We start from the raw sequence: 18227 nt of genomic DNA on the forward strand, positions 1-18227 counted from the left end.
TTCGTTTCCTCCTCTAATCTGTTTTCTTATTTCTTTTTGCTTTTGTTTTTTGGTTTCTTTTGTGGAAAGGATAAAGAAAAATTTACCCTTCCGGTTTCATCTGCATCCATAAGAAGATCTGCCTCAAAGTACATATTCTTCTTTTTGGAATACAGGTCTTTTACATGCACACTTCCACTTTTCAGAAGTTCTGCAGCCATCTTCTTATCCATGGCTTTTTCCATGCTCTGCAGATAGCGATTTTCTTTCCAGAGAGCAAAATGGCAATCGTGGTTACTGCAATAGAAGTTGGTTTTACTTTCGTATACCAGGCTTCCACATACCGGACAGGTTCCAATACTTTCTCTGGTCTGAAATCTTCTTGTTTCTTCTTCGGAGATTGCATCGCATCCATTCAGCATCATGGTGAGCATGTTTTTGATCCCGGTCATAAACTGTTCCGGTGCAATTTCTCCATGCTCCATCAAAAGCAGCTGATTTTCCCATTCTGCAGTCATACTTGCAGATTTCAGAAAGTCTGGCAGGATCTCCACAAGGACTTTTCCATCATCTGTTGGAAGAATCTTTTTTCCTTTTCGGGTAGCATATTGGGAATAGATCAGTTTCTCGATGATACCGGCTCTTGTTGCCGGAGTTCCTAATCCTTTCTTTTCCGTATCTTCATCGAATTCCTTATTTCCAGCTGTTTCCATTGCCGCAAGGAGAGTATCTTCGCTGTATGGTTTTGGTGGCGATGTAAAATGTTCTGTCTTTTCTGCAGCTACAGCATAGAAAGTCTGTCCCTGGGTTACTTTCGGCATCCTCTCTTTCATTTCCTGATCCGGATCTACGATTGCCATGCGATCCTTATTTTTGAAGCAGTTTTCAAAGAGTTTCCATCCATCCTGCAGAACAATCTTTCCTTTTGCTTTGAAGATTTCTCCCTGGCATTCCACTTCAATCTCTGTTTCCTGGTAAATGTGATCCTTACTCATTGCCATGACCGTATGGACTGCGATCAGGAAGAGAATCTTTTCTTCCCAGGATTTCAGTTCATCCAGATGGCTGGATGCAAGCTCCATCGTTGGGATGATTGCATGGTGATCTGTCACTTTGCTGTTATTCATGACTTTCTTCACATCTGGCTGCTCCGGCTGATCAAACGGACCTGTCAGTTGATATTTCTCATAAATCTGACGAACCACATTTCTTGCGGTCTGCTCCATATCTTCGGTCAGATACTGGCTGTCCGTTCTTGGATAAGTGATCAGTTTCTTTTCATACAGGCTCTGAGCGGTATCCAGTGTCTGTTTGGCTGTCATTCCGTAGATACGGTTTGCTTCTCTCTGCAGTGTGGTCAGATCATAAAGCTTTGGTGCTTTTACTTTCTTTTCCGTTTCTTTTACTGCTGTGACAATAGCTTCACTTCCTTGGCATCTGCTTCTTAACTGTTCCGCCTCATCCGGATCAAAGATTTTTGGCTTTACAGCCGGAATTCCATCACAATCGAGTTCCACATTGAAATACTTTTCTTTCTGGAAATTGCTGATCTGTCCGGCACGTTCCACCAACATGGCAAGTGTCGGTGTCTGAACCCTTCCAACGGTCAGCTTTTTGAAGTACTTTGTGGTGTAAGCTCTGGTTGCATTCATTCCTACCAGCCAGTCAGCCTGAGAACGGCATACAGCAGCTTCGGCCAGATGTCGGTATTCCTCTGCGGATCTCAGATGCTGCATTCCATCAAGGATTGCTGAATCTTCCAGAGAACTGATCCATAATCGTTTCACCGGCTTTTTACTTCCGGATAAGTCATAGACATGTTTGAAGATTAATTCTCCTTCACGTCCGGCATCACAGGCATTTACGACGTATTCAATTTCCGGACTGTTGAGCAGTCTTTTTAAGATATAGAACTGATCTTTCTTATCTTCTGAGACTGTAACTTTCCAGTCTTTCGGGATGATCGGGAGATCTTCATATCTCCACTGGCTAAATTTCTCATCGTAGACATCCGGTGAAACATACTCGACCAGATGTCCGAAGCACCAGCTGACCATACAGTCGGTTCCTCTTAAATATCCGTCTTCTCGTTCCTGTGCTCCAATCACTTCTGCGATTGCTCTTGATACACTTGGTTTTTCTGCAATTACTAAATACATGATGTATAACCTCCTTCATATAACGAAACGGAGAGAGCATGTTTTACAGTCCCCTCCGCTAAAAAAGTTTATTTATTATTCATTTTCTTCAAAATCTTCGTCTTCAGACTCTTCCTCATCCGGAATTTCTTCCAGTCCACCTGTTTCCAACCCTTCCGGCTGATCATCCTCGTCTTCCTCTTTCTTTAGCTTATAGATCTTGAAGTAGTAGTATGCTGCTACACCGCCGAGAGCCAGGATCAGGATTGTTGCCATTGCACCCATATTGGTTTTGGTAGATGCTGTTTTCTCCGGATCAACGGTAGCTTCCTTGTCTACATCCTCATTATTTGTTTCATCCAGCACAACCTTTGATGTATCTGGCTGTGGTGTTACGACAGTAGCAGTGCTGTCTTTATCCAGAAACTCTGAAAGATCATTTTCATCAATCTGGGATAACATATAGACATTCTGGGATGTGGCACTGCGGTCGATCACGATATAGAAAGTATTATTATTCTTCGTTGTAACTGTAAGAAACTCCTTTGTGGAATCATCGGTAATGTCATCTTTAACTTCACCATTTCCAGGTGTCGTAAATGCAGTTCCCTTGTCTGTTCCATCTTCTGGCAACACCTCACTTGTACTTGCCGCCTCGTCCTTTTTGTCTTCTTTGTCTGTTGACTGCTCTGTCTGAGTTGTCTCTGCTTTGGATGCCTCTGCTGATTCATCCACATAGGCAAATGCTGTGGTTGATGCTGTAAAAAGCATCATGACTCCCAACAACACTCCTGCCATTTTCTTATTCATTTTCTTCCATTTCACCATTCTGATTTTCCTCCTTATTTTTTTCTGTGAATACAAAGGAGCCCGAACCTTCTTCGTCAGACTCCCTGCTTACCTGAAATTTAACTGTTCCCTTCTGGATACCATCCAAAAGATCATATAACTGACCATTCTCCATCTTCATACCACGGATGCACCTGATCATCTCATTGTCCTCTTCCTGCTTTAATGCAGCCTGGACACCTCTGAGATATTGCTGCAGATCCGCAATCTTTTTCTCTGTCTTGGCAATCTCATCCAGATATTTTTTAATCTTTTTATTCAAACTTTCACCTCCCTTCGTTCACCCCTTTATGGCAGTCTTCCAAAGCACATGAAGTGTTGCTGCCAGTAGGATGTGCTGATATTTGAGTAATGGATCGGATCCCCGCAATGGATCATCATATTATTACCGACATAGATACCCACATGGCTTGCACCAGATGTGTTATACGTTCCCTGGAAGAAGATCAAATCTCCTGGTTTTGCTTCTTGCGGTGATACATAAGTACATACGCCTCTTAATCCATCCGCGGTCAATCGTCCATAGTTCCAGCCATTACCACAGTGGTTAATGACATAAGATACGAAACCTGAGCAGTCAAATCCGGACGGAGAGTAACCGCCCCATACATAAGGTACTCCCAGATATTTTTCTGCTTCTCGAATCATCCGAGCGAATTCTTCATCCTGCAGTGCTTCCGGTGGAATCTCATAACTCATTCCATTACCGCCTGCTCCACTGGTCACATTGTTTACATCCCACAGATAATTTCTGTTTCCATAGGTCGTATTTAATGCATTGTAGATGATCAGCTGCTCCGCATTCAGATTGGCTCTTGCCACAGCATCAAAGCTTCCATTTGTCAGTGTCACATATAGAATCTTCTTAGTGCTTGTACTGGTAACCGTTACTTCCTGACTGCCATTGTCATCTGCGATATAGGCTTCCCAGGTCTGATGTCCATGAGCAGAAGCGGCAGCATGGTTATCATAGTAAACGTCAAACTGCACACCATATCGTGCAAAGGCTCCGGTATCCTCAACCGTGTATTCCACACCATTCATTACTACCTTAGTTCCGATCGGCACAAATGGATTGGATGCATCTACAGCAATGGTATGGTTTGCAGTAGGATATGCCCCACTGGCAGTTGGGCCTCCGGACCATACGCCACAACAGATTCGACAGTTACAATATCCGCTGGTCACTACCTGTCCTAATGATTCTCCGACTCGAACATTTCTGGTTTCTGTCACCGTTTCTGTTCGACCTTCTGTATTCAGATGATATTGTGCTTCAAAAAGAGATTGCAGCTCGTTTTCAACATCTGAGTACGTCCAGTCCCCATATTTTGCGGTAAGATACGAGATAAGATGGTATGGATTATGACCAATCTCAGCAATGTTGTACTGATACTCGTCATAATTCGGATGTCTTCGTTCCATCTCATTAATCTGCTGGTTCAAGGCACTTTCCAAAGCAGCATATCTGTTTTCGGCAGCATAGATATCCTCGTCTGAACTTGGATACGTTGTAATACCAATCACAGATCCAGCTCCCTCGATAGAAGCACTGCAGCTCCCCAGAGATACTGAAATGACTAGAAAAAGAAGCGCAAAAATACCGATGCCTGCGAACATGGCACGATTACGCTTTATAATCTCTTTCAAGGCAATCTTTGCTTTTACCGTCATGTTCTCGACACCGGCAATGGTTGTTGCTCCACCTAGACTGCCAACGGATTTTCCGGCTCTGGCTGCCCGGTATGCATCCTTATATCGTTTTTTCTGAAAGAAGCGGTTATAGAAATGTCTCTTTTGCTCAGCGTTCTTTACCGATTCTGCATGTTTGACTCCTTCCATACTTTCTGCAGAACCAAATTTCAGTTTCTTTTCTACGGTAGCCTCACGATAACCTCTGCGATGGGTTTTCACATCCGTCCGTTTGCTGCGGATCTGAGTATGACGCAGACCACGTAACGCATCTTCTGTTTCACGCTCTACAAGTCTGGCACTTTCCACACCTGCATTTTCATCTGTTTCTTCCTCTTCGGAAGAGACTGCTTTCATGCCAGATATAACAGCTTGTGTGGCAATGTATTTCCCGGCTGTCCCTCCCGGTTTCATGCCAGCACCTTTCACCATCTGATTTCCTTCATCATCAAAGGATAATCTTCCGGCTTTTGCCTGTTCTTTGGTCATCTGTTTTTGCAGCTGTTTCTTCCGAATGGATTTCTTTTGGCTGTTCAGAGTGTTATCATCATCCGGGATTTTTTCATGGCGATGCAGTTTCTTTCGATATCCGGATACTTTTTCTTCCGGTGTAACTTCAACTGTATTCTCAACAGCTTCCTGCCGGACAGAAGATTTCCGGATCTTTTCCATCTGCAGTCGTTTACCTTTTCCCGATTTTGAATCTTCATTCTCAGCCTTTTTCCGTTCCCGTTCAGGAACAAATTCTTCTTTAGTTTCCGGTCGCCCACGGCTCCTGTGACTGATATCTTTTACACTACCATCATGGAGATTTTCTTCTGTCAGACCATCTCTGGTCATCTTTGCGACCTTTTTATCTTTGCCTTTAAATTCTTTTCCAGCTATAGGTCATCACCTCCTGGCACAACTTTTCTTTCTGTACTCATTCAGTTCCTGGCGTCCTATAATCGGGATACCAGGATAACCATCTGCCTGTGTCCTGATTGCCGGAGAGCTCGCCTGAATATGAAATACCCAGTTCAATTCACTCGGATCTCTCGGCCAGAAACCATTGATCAGCATAGCCTCCTTGAACTGATTGTTGTGCAGATGGATCTGGGTACGTTTATACAAAACTTCTTTCAGATCATCACTGGTAAGATGCGGATAGATTTTCTGTGCCGGATAAAAATTCCAGAATACCCAGTCAAGGATAATATTCTGTGTTTCCAGCGGAAGTTCATACAGATGATGATCATCATTGACTGTATGAACACGGTATCCAGGCTGTGCATTTTCCAGATTTTTCATCTGAATGTAAGGATTATCCTGGTTCCACTGCCTGATTCGGATCTTATCGATTTCCTTCATGTTTTTCCGCCTCCATTTCTTTCTCTCGTTTTTCAACTTCTTCCGGTTTTGTAGTCATCAAACTGTACAGCTTCAAGGTCTTATCGAACTTGTCCTTAAATGGAATAATTGTTGTTCCATAGAAAAGAAGTCCTTCTCCTTCCCCGGAATTCGTCACATAAGACAACTGATATGGGGAAATATTCAGCTGTTTTGCGAGGATCTGTCTGTCACCTGCCGCCTGGTTCAGCATCAGGATAAAATCACTGTTCTCAAAGATATTTTCAATTTCCCTGCTGGCAAGAAGATCCTTAATGTTCTGAGTGATACCAGTCGGTACACCTCCCCATTTACGGAATCTCTTCCAGATTTCTACGGAATAAGCTGCTGTCTGTTCTTCTTTGAGCAGAAGGTGGAACTCATCGATGTAGTACCTGGTGGATTTGATGCCACGGTTGATCGTAACTCTGTTCCATACCTGATCCTGGACGATGAGCATTCCGATTTTCTTCAGCTGCTTTCCAAGCTCTTTGATATCAAAACAGACAATTCGATTATTCAGTTCCACATTGGTTCTATGGTTGAATACTTTCAGTGATCCATTTACATAGATTTCCAGTGCTGTTGCAATTCTCTGGGCCTGTGGTTCTTTCTGCTTTCTGAGGCAGTCATACAGGTCACCAAGGACCGGCATGTTTTCCGGTTTTGGATCTGCAAAGTACTTCTGATACACCAGTGGAAGACAACGGTCGATCACTGATTTTTCCTCTGCTTCAATACCATCCCTGCTTCCCATGATTAGCTCACATAAGGACAGGACAAAATCAGATTTCACACCAAGTGGATTGTCATCATCGGAATAATCCATATTGATATCCATCGGATTGATATAATCCTTACTGGTTGGTGAGATGTGTACTACCTGTCCGCCAAGTGCATGGACCAGCGGGTAATACTCGCCCTCCGGATCTCCGATGATAATGTCATCCTTCGTAACAAAGAACGCATTGGTGATCTCTCTTTTTGCTGCAAAGGATTTACCGGATCCAGGTGTACCAAGGATCAATCCATTCGGGTTTTTCAGCTTTTTACGATCCACCATAATCATGTTGTTACTAAGGGCATTCAATCCGTAATATAAGGATTCTCCCGCCATAAATAGTTCCTGTGTCGTAAATGGAACAAAGATTGCTGTGCTGGTAGTCGTAAGAGCCCGCTTGATCGGGATATGATTTACTCCCAACGGAACACTACTCATAAGTCCTTCTTCCTGCTGATAATCCAGACGTTTCAGTACACAGTTATATTTCTGGGCGATACCGGCAGTCTGGAAGATGGCATTATCCAGTGCCTGCTTTGTCTTTGCGGTATTTAAAAAGAGCGCTGTTACAAGGAACATACGCTCATTTCGTGACTGCAGGTCTTCCAGAAGCCTTTTCGCTTCTCCGCCATACGTGTTCAGATCCGATGGGATAATATCCATATCATATCCGGCCCGGACTGCTTTTTTCTGTTCTTCGATTTTCATACGATTGATATCCGTCACTTTGCTTTTTACCAGCTTGATTGCCTTCATCTGATCCACCGACTGCACATGCAGGTTGACGATCAGGTTCTTATCAATATCCAGAAATTCTGCCAGCATCTTATCCGTAAGCTCCGGCGCCAGGATCTGCAGATAGGAGACAGCCCCGATGGTATTTCCCATCTGGAATGTATTTCTGTCCCGGAACACAAAACTGGTCGGTGCCACATAATCCTTTGTATTGAGTCCTGTCCGGATCATGGATCCATAGTCAAACTGGAAATCTGTCATCACATCCGGATTGAATGTCTCATACAGGATCTGCAGACGTTCCACGCCATTCAGCGGATATGCCGGAACTCCAAGGATCTTGAAGTTGTTCAGGATATCTGATTCAATACGTTCCAGCTTTGGCTTTGCTTCCCGGATATTATCCGCTTCGATGGAAAAGGTGATATATTTTGACTTCACCAGACCGTTGTTTCCTTTTGCCAGCTGCTGTTTCAACATCTTTGCGTATTCCATACGGACATCATCAAAAGCATCCTCCTGTGGCCGGATCCGGATGACCTGTTCAAATTCTTTCATGCTGCTTTTATGATTGATAAAGCTCAGCTGAAAATGGATACTGGCATCAAAGTAATTGAGGAAATCACACCAGTTTTCAAAGATTGCATTTTTATCTTCATTCTGAGCCAGCTGGTAGTTGATGTCATAAAAGCGGATACACTTAGAATAAGTTTTTCCCTGTACCCTGCAGATTCCATCTCTTCCCATTTCCTTATAAGCGATCGACTGCTGGACGGACAGTTTTTTCTGCCTGCGTTTCTCTTCCTGCTTTTCTTTTTTCTTTTTCTCTTTTCTGTCTACTTTTTTGTATCCGGTATCTGCGACAGTTTTCTTATTTTTCTTTTTTTGCAACCGTTTTTCCTCCTTTCGGTTTTCCTGCATCCGGAGACTGTCTGATCTGTTCCGGATCTGTCTCATAATAGTTTTCAGTTTCATATTTTCTGACGAGCGGACGAAGAAACTTCACCCGGATCATATGCATCAGAACATCTTCCAGATGCATCCCGTCTTTTTCGTACATGGCAAATAAAAATGCCGGTAACATTAAAAGCACCATGACCGTTGCTGCATTACTGTTTCCCATCACATTACGCAAGAGAAAATAGCTTGGAATTCCCATTGCAGCACCTATCCCGATACAGATCAGCTGTCTTTTGGTCAGGTTAAATGCCACTTTATTCTTTACCTTCGTTAAATCTTTCGGTACGCTGACATATGCCATGATTTTCACTCCTTCCTGTAATTTAGTGCGCGTTAAATATCGACTTACTTAAGGATGCCGTCTTAAAGAGGCTGTAACATAAGATCACCGTGTAAGCCATAACGCCAAATAATGAAGAACTCAGATTATCTGAATACTGGATACCTGCAACAAGCACTGCATAGATTGCAACGCATACCATCATCAGAAATGCCTGGAAAGCCAGGGCAAAGAGTCCTCTGAAATAATTCGTGCCGATCTGTCCCCATTCTCTGTTACTCATAGTTGCGAATGGAATCGGCGCAACTGAGGTATATAGGTAAATCTCTATCATACGTCCATACATGATCACTGTGATCAGTACAGACAGGATCTTCATACAGAAGCCGACGATAAGGGTTTCCAGCGCCAATACAACAAGTTCTCCGATTTCCATACTTTCCAGTGTTGTGGAAAGATCCGTCAATGCCGAAGAAATATCAATGGCGGTACTTCCTGTGATAACACCGGCCGCAGAATTAACTACGTGCTGACCCACATCGAATACCGCCATTGTGATCGTAAATGTGTTACTCACCAGATACACAGCGATCCACATTTTTACGAAGTACTTGAAAAACATCCAGGTATCAATATCATGCATGTTGTTACGCTCGGTCAGCATAGAAATCAATTCGTAGCAGAGTACGAGTGTGATAATAATACCTGCGATCGGCATGATCACGGAATCCGATAGGTTCCGGATCATACTGAATATGCTGCCGTTCCACCCTTGCGGGGTCTGTCCAACCTGGGTAGCGATCTCACCGGTCTTTTGATTGACATCAGTAAACATCGTGTCCAGGTTGGAAGTGATCATCCCGGTTAAGAGTTCCCTCATCCATTCCTCAATCGCATCAAAAATCTGACTGAACATGGATCTCTACTCCTTTCTCTTAACCAAATAATCCACTCAGAAGCGGGATCAGCTGTGTTCCGATCAGGATAACACCACCACCGCTCATCAGCTGCTTAATTCCCTGGGATTTTGCACCCGGGTTGTCGTTTCCATAACCTTCCATCAGGTTGATTACGCCCCAGACACCAAGACCAGCACCGATTGCAACGACCAGTGTCTGAAGGATATTGATTGCACTGCTAAAAAAAGCCATAATCAAATGTATGAACAAACGCTTTTCTTATGGTCTGTAAGCGTTTGGCTCTACTCCTTTCCCTTTTATTCAGACCTTTTTGTATCCTTATCAGTAGTAGCAGGGTGCTCGAATTCTTTCTTTCATATCAGTCCTCACCTTCCTCAGCTTCAATCGCTGATACGTCTTCTTGTGTTACAGTTACTTCATACATTTCAAATTCTGTATCTTCGGACATCACCAGTCGGTGTGCCAGATACTTTTCGACATCAAACGCATTATTCTTATTAAAATCGGCAAGCTCTTTGTACCGTTTATGCTTTGTGATGTCATATTTGTTGCTTAAAAACGGCCGGACTCCACGAAGCTGTAAGATACATTTTTCTCCATCCATGACCGCCAGCTCATCTCTACTCATCAGTTCTTTTCCAGTCTTTTGATAATTCAGCCCATAGGACCGGTTGCTACCTCTGGTGTCTGATGTGTTGTAAAGATCTATGGTTTCCTTTCCCAGGGTTTCTGATATTTCTTTCAGTGTGGAACTTTCCTTTCCACCCAGGAAAAGAACGGTGTCACAGTTACCCGTGATCGTCTCAGCCGCATCCTTATAGATTGTTTTCAGCTGAGATTGTGACTGCAGAATGATAGAAGCGGAGATTTCCCTGCTTCGGATCGTAGCAATCAATTTGTCGAATTTTGGGATCTGTCCGATATTGCTGAACTCATCAAGAAGCAGTCGTACATGATAGGGAAGCCTGCCTCCATGCTCATCATCCGCTTTATCACAAAGCAGGTTAAAGAGCTGGGTGTACATGATTGCTACCACAAAGTTGAATGTGTCATCTGTATCACTGATGATGACAAACATAGCTGTTCTCTGATCACCGATCATATCCAGTTCCATCTCGTCATAGGACATGATTTCTCTTAGTTCCTGAATATCAAATGGTGCAAGTCTGGCACCACAGGAAATCAAAATCGATTTTGCAGTTTTGCCGGCAGCAAGCTTGTACTTGCGATATTGCCTTACTGCAAAGTGTTCTGGATTTTCTGCTTCCAGCTCTTCAAACAATTCATCCACTGCATTTTTAAATTCTTCATCATCCTCCCTGGTCTCACTGGCATTGATAAATTCCAACAGAGTAGAAAAGTTCTGTTCTTCCTCTGGTGCCTCATACCAGATGTATCCGATCAGTGCAGAATACAAAAGACGTTCGGCCTTCACCCAGAAATCTTCCGTTGATTTTTCGCCTTCACCCTTGGTATTTGCGATAATGGTATTGACCAGCTTCAAGATGTCTTTTTCACTCCGGATATAATGGAACGGATTGTAATGCATGGACTTTTTAAAGTTGATCGTATTTAATACCTTGATCCGGTATCCTCCATTTACCAGCATCTTCCCGCATTCGACGATGATCGTACCCTTCGGATCAGTGACCACATAGGATACGTGATCCGTCATCTGCATAAGGTTGGGCTTCACATAGAATCTTGTCTTACCAGATCCGGAACCACCGATAACGATCACATTCTTATTTCTGGCATACTTCGGAGCTTTTGGTCGGCTGTTCATGGTCAGACGTTCCGTTTCTGTGAGGATGACATTGTTTTCAAAGACCGGATCCATGAAGGGTTCGATATCTTTTCTATTTCCCCATCTGGCCGATCCATACTCCACACCTTGTCGGAACTTCTTTGCATTTTTTGAACGATAGTAGACCACCAGTTTTAATGCACCTGCAACCAGAACACCTACTGCAAGGTCCTGCAAAGCGACACTTGGCAGCCAGCTTAAAAATGCCAGTCGGAAATTGACTAACATCACGCCAAGTCTCTGGACCATGCTTTCTCCCAGGCAATGCCGGTACAGCCAGGATCCTTTATCTGCTACATAGAAAATAAAGAAATATGGGAGATTTAAGATCACCAGCCGTTTGACCTGGATCTTCTGTAATTTTTCCCGGATCATCGTTCCTGACCTCTGGATTTTTGTCTCTGCTTCACACGCTGGCGGTGCTTTGCTTTTCTTTCTACAGATTTCTGCAGTTTCTTTCTGACGGATGGTTTCTTCGACTGTTTCTTTTTCAGTTCTACTCCGGCATATTCCCGGAAAGCCGCTGTCATCACATCCACATCTTTGGCCTTAAAGAAGACCAGAAATTTCGGTGGATCCGCACCAACCTCTTTTTTCAGGCTGTAATCAATGCCGTATTTTCTTGCCACACGATCAAAAGATTTGATATTTTCATCTGTGATCTTTAAGTTGGAAAGCTGTACTCCCTGTGCATTCAGCTGCTTGATGGTCTGCTTTCCATGTGGCTTTTTCTTTTCAATCTTTTTTCGGGCTTTTTCCCTTCCTTTCTCCTGAGCTCGTCCGGTCTTTTCAGCCATTTTCACCTGCGTTGCTTTCTGTTTCCTACGGTTGTCCATTTCCAGGAACTTCCGAAGGGCTGCTTTTAGCACACTGGCAGTGATCTTGACTCCCTGGATGCTCAGGCTGATCACTTTCTGATTTACTTCTTCCTGCAATTACCCACGTCCTTTCTTTCCTTTCATCTCAGAATAAAGACGGGCAATACAATATCCGATACATGGAACATGTTTTCCATACGGACAGCCACTACATGGTGTCGTTTTTACTGCTTTTTTCTTTTCCGGAAGCAGATAGTGGCACTGTTTCAAGCTACAGCCTTTCTTTTTGCCTCCCCACCAGTAACAGTACTTGCAGGACCATGGCTTTTCTTCGCTGTACTTTCTTCCCTCAATAGCTGCATTTGGTTCTATGATCAGATCTTTATTTGTCTTCATTCCGTTCTTCCTCTTTTTTCATGATTTCTGTCAGTTTTTTCTCTGCCTGACTTCCGGCAGCAATGAGACAATACAAAACTGTAAATATTGCCGCTACTCCCAGAAGAGCAACAAAAATAATGATATTTCTCATGGTTTCTCCCATCTAAAAAAGCGTCCACAGATTCCTTTCGGTTTCCATGAACGCTCATTCTTATTTAATTAGTGTTTCTTTTTTCTCATAAATGCAAGGGCTCCTGTACCAGTCGCACCAATGCCGAGAAGCATAAACCACAGCCACAGATTGGTGTTATCCCCAGTCTTTGGTGAATCACTGACAGGTTTTCCACCTTCCGGTGTCTTTTCTGCCGGTTTTTCCTCATCCACCATGGTTACATGCTGTACTACACTGGTATCCTTTACTTCGAATTCCACATCTTTTGCAACCAGATAGCCATCCGGTGCTGTTTCTTCACGGAGAGTGTATTTTCCGATCGGAAGCATTTCGATGTAATGTGCTTTCTCTGTACTGGTCCAGCTTTCCACAACTTTTCCATCCTGATCAAGGATCGTGAGTTTTGCTCCCGGAAGTTCTTTTCCGGCGATATCCTGTTTGGAGATTTTCACCTTCGTTACATCATCCTTCATCTCAACTTTCTGCACATCGGCAGTATCTTTGATCGTGAACTTCACGCTTTCAGCTGTCACGTAACCATCAGCAGGTTTTGTTTCAACCAGTGTGTATTCTTTTCCGACAGTCAGCTCACGGATCACATGTGCTTCTTTACCGGAAGTCCATTCATCCACGATATTTCCATCAGCATCTACCACTTTCAGCTTACATCCTGGAAGTTCTTTTCCGGTTGTCAGACTGGATTTGGTAAATTCAACGACGGTTGGCTGATTATCAAAGGTAAAATCATAAGTGACTGTCGGCTGATCCTCACCTGCATACTCAAAGGTAAATTCCTTTCCTTCATCGTTGGTTACGAATCCGTCCGGTGCATAGAGCTCTTTTACATAGTAAGTTGCTCCTATTGGAAGATCTGCAACAAATGTGATCTTTCCTTCTTCATCCGTAGATTTCAGTTCAATGATCTCATCGGCTTCAATCAGGACTTTACCTGTTGTCTCAGACTTAATGTCTTCTTTGGCAAATAATCCAAAGATAGCACCTTCCAGTGTACGGTCAGAATCTTTTTCTTTCTTAAGTACACTGACTTCTACTCTCTGACGGTTGTTCTGCCAGTCTTTGTCATAGACTACAACCGGTGTATTCTGATCCACGTAAGTCAGATCTACATGACGGATCTCACCATCCAGCACATGACCGTAAGCAGTTCCTGTTTCCTTCACGTAGTATTTCCCAAGTGGAAGATTTTCCAGTTTTGCAATACCGGTTTCATCTGTCTTGATTGTTGCAATCAGTTCATCCTTTTTATAGTAATCGTCACTGACGCCATCGGCAGCCTTAATGTCTTCCTCAGCATAGACTTCAAATGTAACATCTGTCAGCTTTCCGGTTACATAGTTGAAAATGTGTTCCACCACACCTTTGACCTTATCGGCCAGTGTAACAGAATCCAGAAATTCTCCTTTTTTGTTGATGATCAGTTCACCAACCGGTACCTCGTCCTTCATTTCCACTTTCTGAACCTCTCCGGTATCTTTGACTGTGAATGTCACATCATTAGCTACCAGATAGCCATGTGGTGCAAATTCTTCATGGAGGGTATAAGTCTCACCCACTTTCAGATATTTGATCACATGCGGTGCATCTTTGGAAGATGTCCAGCTATCTACTACATTTCCATCTTTATCCGTTACTTTCAGATAAGCTCCATCCAGTTCTACACCGGTTGTTGCATCTGATTTTGTGATCTCAACAGTTGTCGGCTGGTTCTTCTTTACGGATTTTAATGTTACTGTCTGTACATCCTGCCCCTGATAAGAAGCATCAAATCTCAGTACTTCATCCGAAGATACGAATCCATCTGGTGCTTTCAGTTCTTTTACATAATAGCTTCCAAGTGGAAGATCCAGTGTACATGCTGCCTGACCTTTTTCATCAGAAGTCATTTCCTGTAAAAGAGTATCTGCTTTGACGATCACTTTTCCATCTTTCGTCTGAATGTCTTTTGCATTGTAAATACCGAACACTGCTCCGGCTACTGTATTGCCTGTCTCAGCATCCTGTTTTTCGACAGTAATCGACACTTTCTGTCGTTCATCTGTGACAGAGATTTCTTTCTCGATCACTGCAGTATCCTGATCCGCATAAGCAAATTCGACATTTTCCGGCACGGTATTTAACACATAAGTGTCCGGTGCATTCTTCTCTTTAACATAGTACCTGCCAAGTGGAAGATTCTTTACGGTTGCATAGCCATCTGCATCCGTTGTGACGGTTGCTACCAGTGCATCCTTTGCAAAATACAGAGTTCTCTGTCCATCTGCATCTACCTGATGATCGGCAGTATAGATATCCTCTGCCGCATAGACTTCAAATTCAGCACCTGCAAGTCCAGCCATTTCATACTGGAAGTCCTTATCAAATCCCTTTAACACTTCACCCTGTTTATAGATCTTTAACTGACCTTTGACCGGGGCATTGGTATATTCCACATCAATGACTGCATCTCCTGTGACAGGATCGGTCAGATAAGCAGTATCTGTATCAACTGCAACTGTCACATAGTTTTTGGATATTGTGTACCCATCGGGTGCCGTCACTTCCTCAATCCGGTAGTTACCAGGTTTCAGATTCTTTGGCAGTACCAGGTATCCTTCCTCATTTGTGAAATAGGATTTGTGTACCGTTGGCTTCGGATAAGATGTTGTCTGTTCCACATATTTCTGATTATCCAGGTCGTATACCTTGAACTCAGTATTAGCCAGGAGTACAGATTTCTGTGTTTCTGCATCCTTTTTGATGATCTTTAATTTTGCTTTGAATTCTTTATCCAGCAGCACTCGCCATGTCTGCGGTGTATCCGGATGATTCTCTGTGATCTTCACTACAAAATCATCAACCGGTGCATAGTTGTGTTTGCTTGTGGTTTCTCTTACCACATAAGTTCCATATGGAAGCGGAATCGATCTTGCATATCCTTTTTCATCGGTAAACATTTCTGTCTGACCATCTGCAGTCAGTACAACTGATCTGGCTGAATCAAAATCATAACTTCCATCTGCTTTTACTTTCAGATCACTGACAAGCCATGCTGAAAAACCAACTCCCTGCAGAAGATCTGCATCGGTCTTTCCGTTGTTTGCGGCCTTGATGATCTGAAATGGCTGTTTGATGACAGTTTCTTTACATACAGAAGTTCTTTCTACTGTCGGAACAGTAGCACCTTCGTAAGTACAGTCCACATCATGTTCTGTCGGATCCAGTACATATCCCACCGGAGCACTAAGCTCTTTCAGATAATACTTTCCAAGATACAGATCCGATACAGAGGCTTCGCCATTCTTATCCGTTGTCAGGGATGTGATCAGGCTGTCTTTCTTATGGATTGTTCCGGTTCTTCCATCCGGATGAACAATATCTTCCCTTGCATAAAGACCATATACCGCACCTTCCAGTGTTGCATCACCCTGGGCTTCATTGCCTGTCTCAGCATCCTGTTTTGCAATGTTGATCTTTGCATTTACACGTTTGTCTGTTACGTTTTTAGTCGTTGTCTTTCCGATAGCAAGAGTTACATTATAAGACTTTGTATCGATCTGATATCCTGTCGGAACAGAGATTTCTTTCAGATAAACAACTTCCTGTGTCTTCTCCATTGTGAGCTGTGAAGCACCATTCTGATCTGTTGCAGGCATCTCTGCGATCAGCTTTGTACATGCAGTATCGGAATAGATCCCGTACACTGCACCAGCCAGTGCATTTCCTGTATCCTGATCTTTCTTTACAATGGATACTTTGCATTCTTTTGTCCAGGTTACTTTAAAATCCACATATTTCTCATTTCCGACACCTTCACCAAAAACAAGAGCCAGGTCCTGTGTTCCAGATCCTGTTGTGATCTTATAGGCTGAATATTCCTTATCAATACTTCCTTTCATCTTAGAAGAGAAAGTAGCACTGACATTTTCTGCCTGATTAAGTGGTGCTGTCAGATAGAACTTTGTACCACCGGAAATCTCCACATTAGCCCCTGCAGCACTTGTTTTTCCGGTTGTCACATTTACAAGTTTTACACCTTTCGGCAGCTTGAAAGTTATCGTCTGCAGTTTATCCGCTTTGAATGTGATCACACTTGTTCGCTGGCTGTTTCCTTCCACATAAGCCTTTACATTAGATTCGGAAAAGCTCATATCTACAGACGGAATGTCCGGCATATTTACACAATAATTGTAAAGCTCCATTGCCAGGTTCTTTCCTGTTGCATTAGTTCCGGATGCCCAGTCACTGGATCCATTTGCATAAGCTGCTGCAAGATGGGTAATGATGAATCTCTTTCCTGCCGGAAAATCCGGATGTTTCTCATCGAAGAAACCATTCTCATCACTTGCTTTTGTTCCGTAATAGCAGACCTTTGCAAGTGTCTTTCCATCGGCAAGTTTCTGGATCGTATAAGTTCCATTTCCCGGTCCTTTTTTCGATGGTTCAACACAGTATGCTGTCGCATTGATGCTTCCCCATTTCACATAATATGGACAAGTCAGGTAAGAACCTAATCCATAGTCTGCGTAATAGTACCAGGAGCCGGCTGTAACTGTGACTGATTTTGTTCCTGTTTCACCGGAAGCAAGCATCATTGGCATATCAAAAGTAATACTTTCGCCTGCTTCAAGATCTGCAAGAGCAACTTCCTGGTCAACCGCTTCCTGCATAACCTCTGAGAGTGTGATCCCTGTTTCCGGATCAACGGTCTCCTGATCCTCCGTTGCTTCGATTTCTGCATCAAATTCTTTTTCTGTCAGTTCTGTTTTGCTCTCCGTGTCAGCAGCATCAGTTTCCTCTGTAGACGAGTCAGCCTCAGAATCCTCTGTTTCTGTCTTATCGGAAGAACCAGCATCCTGATCAGAAGAACTTTCTGACTGCGAATCTTTCTGTTGATCCGCTTCTTTTACCACGATCTTTCGATTGATCTGGTAGGTTGGGTGATCCGTTGTCTGTGGTTCTACATAATAGACTGCCTTATAGGAATTGGCATAATCGGTAGAAAAATCATTCCCGTCCGTATCTTTTGCTTCCTGAAATGTAACTTTTACTTTGCTGTCATCCTGGATCGTAAGACCGGTATAATCACTCTTTACATCGAAATTGTCTCCAACCTTGATCTCATAATCTTTTGCAGTTACCACTTCATCTTCATCCAGCTGATCCTTGATCTCCTCATAATACGGAATTTTTTTTACAGATCCAGCATCATCAGAAGCATAGGCAACAGCGGGAGAGAGTACCGTCGATAGAACCGTTACTGCAGTCAGTAAACCGGACATCACCCTGCGTGCTTTCTTTTTCACGTTCATTCTCTTAAATCCTTCCTTTCTGATTCTTTTGTGTATGGTTA

The 18227-nt window shown here is 43.2% G+C and carries 14 protein-coding genes; all 14 read right to left on the bottom strand.

The features are described 5' to 3' along the window. Positions 1-26: 26 nt before the first annotated feature. A complete protein-coding gene (locus tag I4V84_RS17880; RefSeq protein WP_118565755.1) occupies positions 27-2138 on the bottom strand; it encodes a DNA topoisomerase 3 in 2112 nt (703 codons plus the stop codon). A gap of 75 nt (positions 2139-2213) precedes the next feature. Further along, positions 2214-2945: a CD1107 family mobile element protein gene (locus I4V84_RS17885; RefSeq protein WP_118565754.1), complete on the bottom strand. Its 732-nt coding sequence runs from the start codon at positions 2943-2945 to the stop codon at positions 2214-2216. Next, positions 2920-3228, bottom strand: a complete 309-nt coding sequence (locus I4V84_RS17890; protein WP_117499802.1) for a DUF4315 family protein — start codon at positions 3226-3228, stop codon at positions 2920-2922. Before I4V84_RS17890 ends, I4V84_RS17885 begins: the two co-directional genes overlap by 26 nt. A gap of 26 nt (positions 3229-3254) precedes the next feature. Next, on the bottom strand, positions 3255-5498 hold the full coding sequence (locus tag I4V84_RS17895; protein ID WP_118565753.1) for a CD1108 family mobile element protein: 2244 nt from the start codon (positions 5496-5498) through the stop codon (positions 3255-3257). Between the two features lie 51 nt (positions 5499-5549). Continuing rightward, positions 5550-6008: a hypothetical protein gene (locus I4V84_RS17900; RefSeq protein WP_003864573.1), complete on the bottom strand. Its 459-nt coding sequence runs from the start codon at positions 6006-6008 to the stop codon at positions 5550-5552. Further along, on the bottom strand, positions 5992-8499 hold the full coding sequence (locus I4V84_RS17905) for a VirB4-like conjugal transfer ATPase, CD1110 family (RefSeq protein ID WP_347709069.1): 2508 nt from the start codon (positions 8497-8499) through the stop codon (positions 5992-5994). Before I4V84_RS17905 ends, I4V84_RS17900 begins: the two co-directional genes overlap by 17 nt. Next, positions 8414-8803, bottom strand: a complete 390-nt coding sequence (locus tag I4V84_RS17910) for a PrgI family protein (RefSeq protein ID WP_118565751.1) — start codon at positions 8801-8803, stop codon at positions 8414-8416. Before I4V84_RS17910 ends, I4V84_RS17905 begins: the two co-directional genes overlap by 86 nt. Positions 8804-8825: 22 nt before the next feature. Continuing rightward, positions 8826-9698: a VirB6/TrbL-like conjugal transfer protein, CD1112 family gene (locus tag I4V84_RS17915; RefSeq protein ID WP_055055578.1), complete on the bottom strand. Its 873-nt coding sequence runs from the start codon at positions 9696-9698 to the stop codon at positions 8826-8828. Positions 9699-9717: 19 nt separating this feature from the next. Beyond that, positions 9718-9933, bottom strand: a complete 216-nt coding sequence (locus I4V84_RS17920) for a Maff2 family mobile element protein (protein ID WP_005334815.1) — start codon at positions 9931-9933, stop codon at positions 9718-9720. Positions 9934-10060: 127 nt separating this feature from the next. Next, the gene (locus I4V84_RS17925) at positions 10061-11884 is read right to left on the bottom strand and encodes a VirD4-like conjugal transfer protein, CD1115 family (RefSeq protein WP_117639999.1); all 1824 of its coding nucleotides are present in this window, start codon (positions 11882-11884) and stop codon (positions 10061-10063) included. Then, the gene (locus I4V84_RS17930; protein ID WP_117639997.1) at positions 11881-12444 is read right to left on the bottom strand and encodes a PcfB family protein; all 564 of its coding nucleotides are present in this window, start codon (positions 12442-12444) and stop codon (positions 11881-11883) included. The genes I4V84_RS17925 and I4V84_RS17930 overlap by 4 nt, the downstream gene beginning before the upstream one ends. After that, positions 12445-12723 carry a hypothetical protein gene (locus I4V84_RS17935; protein WP_117639995.1) on the bottom strand — a complete coding sequence of 93 codons (279 nt, stop codon included), beginning with the start codon at positions 12721-12723 and terminating at the stop codon, positions 12445-12447. Then, positions 12710-12856, bottom strand: a complete 147-nt coding sequence (locus I4V84_RS17940; RefSeq protein WP_182370853.1) for a hypothetical protein — start codon at positions 12854-12856, stop codon at positions 12710-12712. Before I4V84_RS17940 ends, I4V84_RS17935 begins: the two co-directional genes overlap by 14 nt. Before the next feature lie 68 nt (positions 12857-12924). Beyond that, positions 12925-18186: a SpaA isopeptide-forming pilin-related protein gene (locus I4V84_RS17945; RefSeq protein ID WP_195993070.1), complete on the bottom strand. Its 5262-nt coding sequence runs from the start codon at positions 18184-18186 to the stop codon at positions 12925-12927. Positions 18187-18227: the final 41 nt, after the last annotated feature.

It is taken from the genome of Ruminococcus sp. 1001713B170207_170306_F1, from assembly GCF_015668065.1.
In the GTDB taxonomy this organism is placed as follows: Bacteria; Bacillota; Clostridia; order Lachnospirales; family Lachnospiraceae; genus Blautia_A; species Blautia_A faecis.

Bases quoted from the DNA above. Each gene is read 5' to 3' on its own strand.
- I4V84_RS17910 (WP_118565751.1), bottom strand. From the start codon at position 8,803: ATGGCATATGTCAGCGTACCGAAAGATTTAACGAAGGTAAAGAATAAA.
- I4V84_RS17935 (WP_117639995.1), bottom strand. From the start codon at position 12,723: ATGAAGACAAATAAAGATCTGATCATAGAACCAAATGCAGCTATTGAG.
- I4V84_RS17920 (WP_005334815.1), bottom strand. From the start codon at position 9,933: ATGGCTTTTTTTAGCAGTGCAATCAATATCCTTCAGACACTGGTCGTT.
- I4V84_RS17900 (WP_003864573.1), bottom strand. From the start codon at position 6,008: ATGAAGGAAATCGATAAGATCCGAATCAGGCAGTGGAACCAGGATAAT.
- I4V84_RS17940 (WP_182370853.1), bottom strand. From the start codon at position 12,856: ATGAGAAATATCATTATTTTTGTTGCTCTTCTGGGAGTAGCGGCAATA.
- I4V84_RS17915 (WP_055055578.1), bottom strand. From the start codon at position 9,698: ATGTTCAGTCAGATTTTTGATGCGATTGAGGAATGGATGAGGGAACTC.
- I4V84_RS17895 (WP_118565753.1), bottom strand. From the start codon at position 5,498: ATGACCAGAGATGGTCTGACAGAAGAAAATCTCCATGATGGTAGTGTA.
- I4V84_RS17925 (WP_117639999.1), bottom strand. From the start codon at position 11,884: ATGATCCGGGAAAAATTACAGAAGATCCAGGTCAAACGGCTGGTGATC.
- I4V84_RS17945 (WP_195993070.1), bottom strand. From the start codon at position 18,186: ATGAACGTGAAAAAGAAAGCACGCAGGGTGATGTCCGGTTTACTGACT.
- I4V84_RS17905 (WP_347709069.1), bottom strand. From the start codon at position 8,499: ATGAGACAGATCCGGAACAGATCAGACAGTCTCCGGATGCAGGAAAAC.
- I4V84_RS17880 (WP_118565755.1), bottom strand. From the start codon at position 2,138: ATGTATTTAGTAATTGCAGAAAAACCAAGTGTATCAAGAGCAATCGCA.
- I4V84_RS17885 (WP_118565754.1), bottom strand. From the start codon at position 2,945: ATGGTGAAATGGAAGAAAATGAATAAGAAAATGGCAGGAGTGTTGTTG.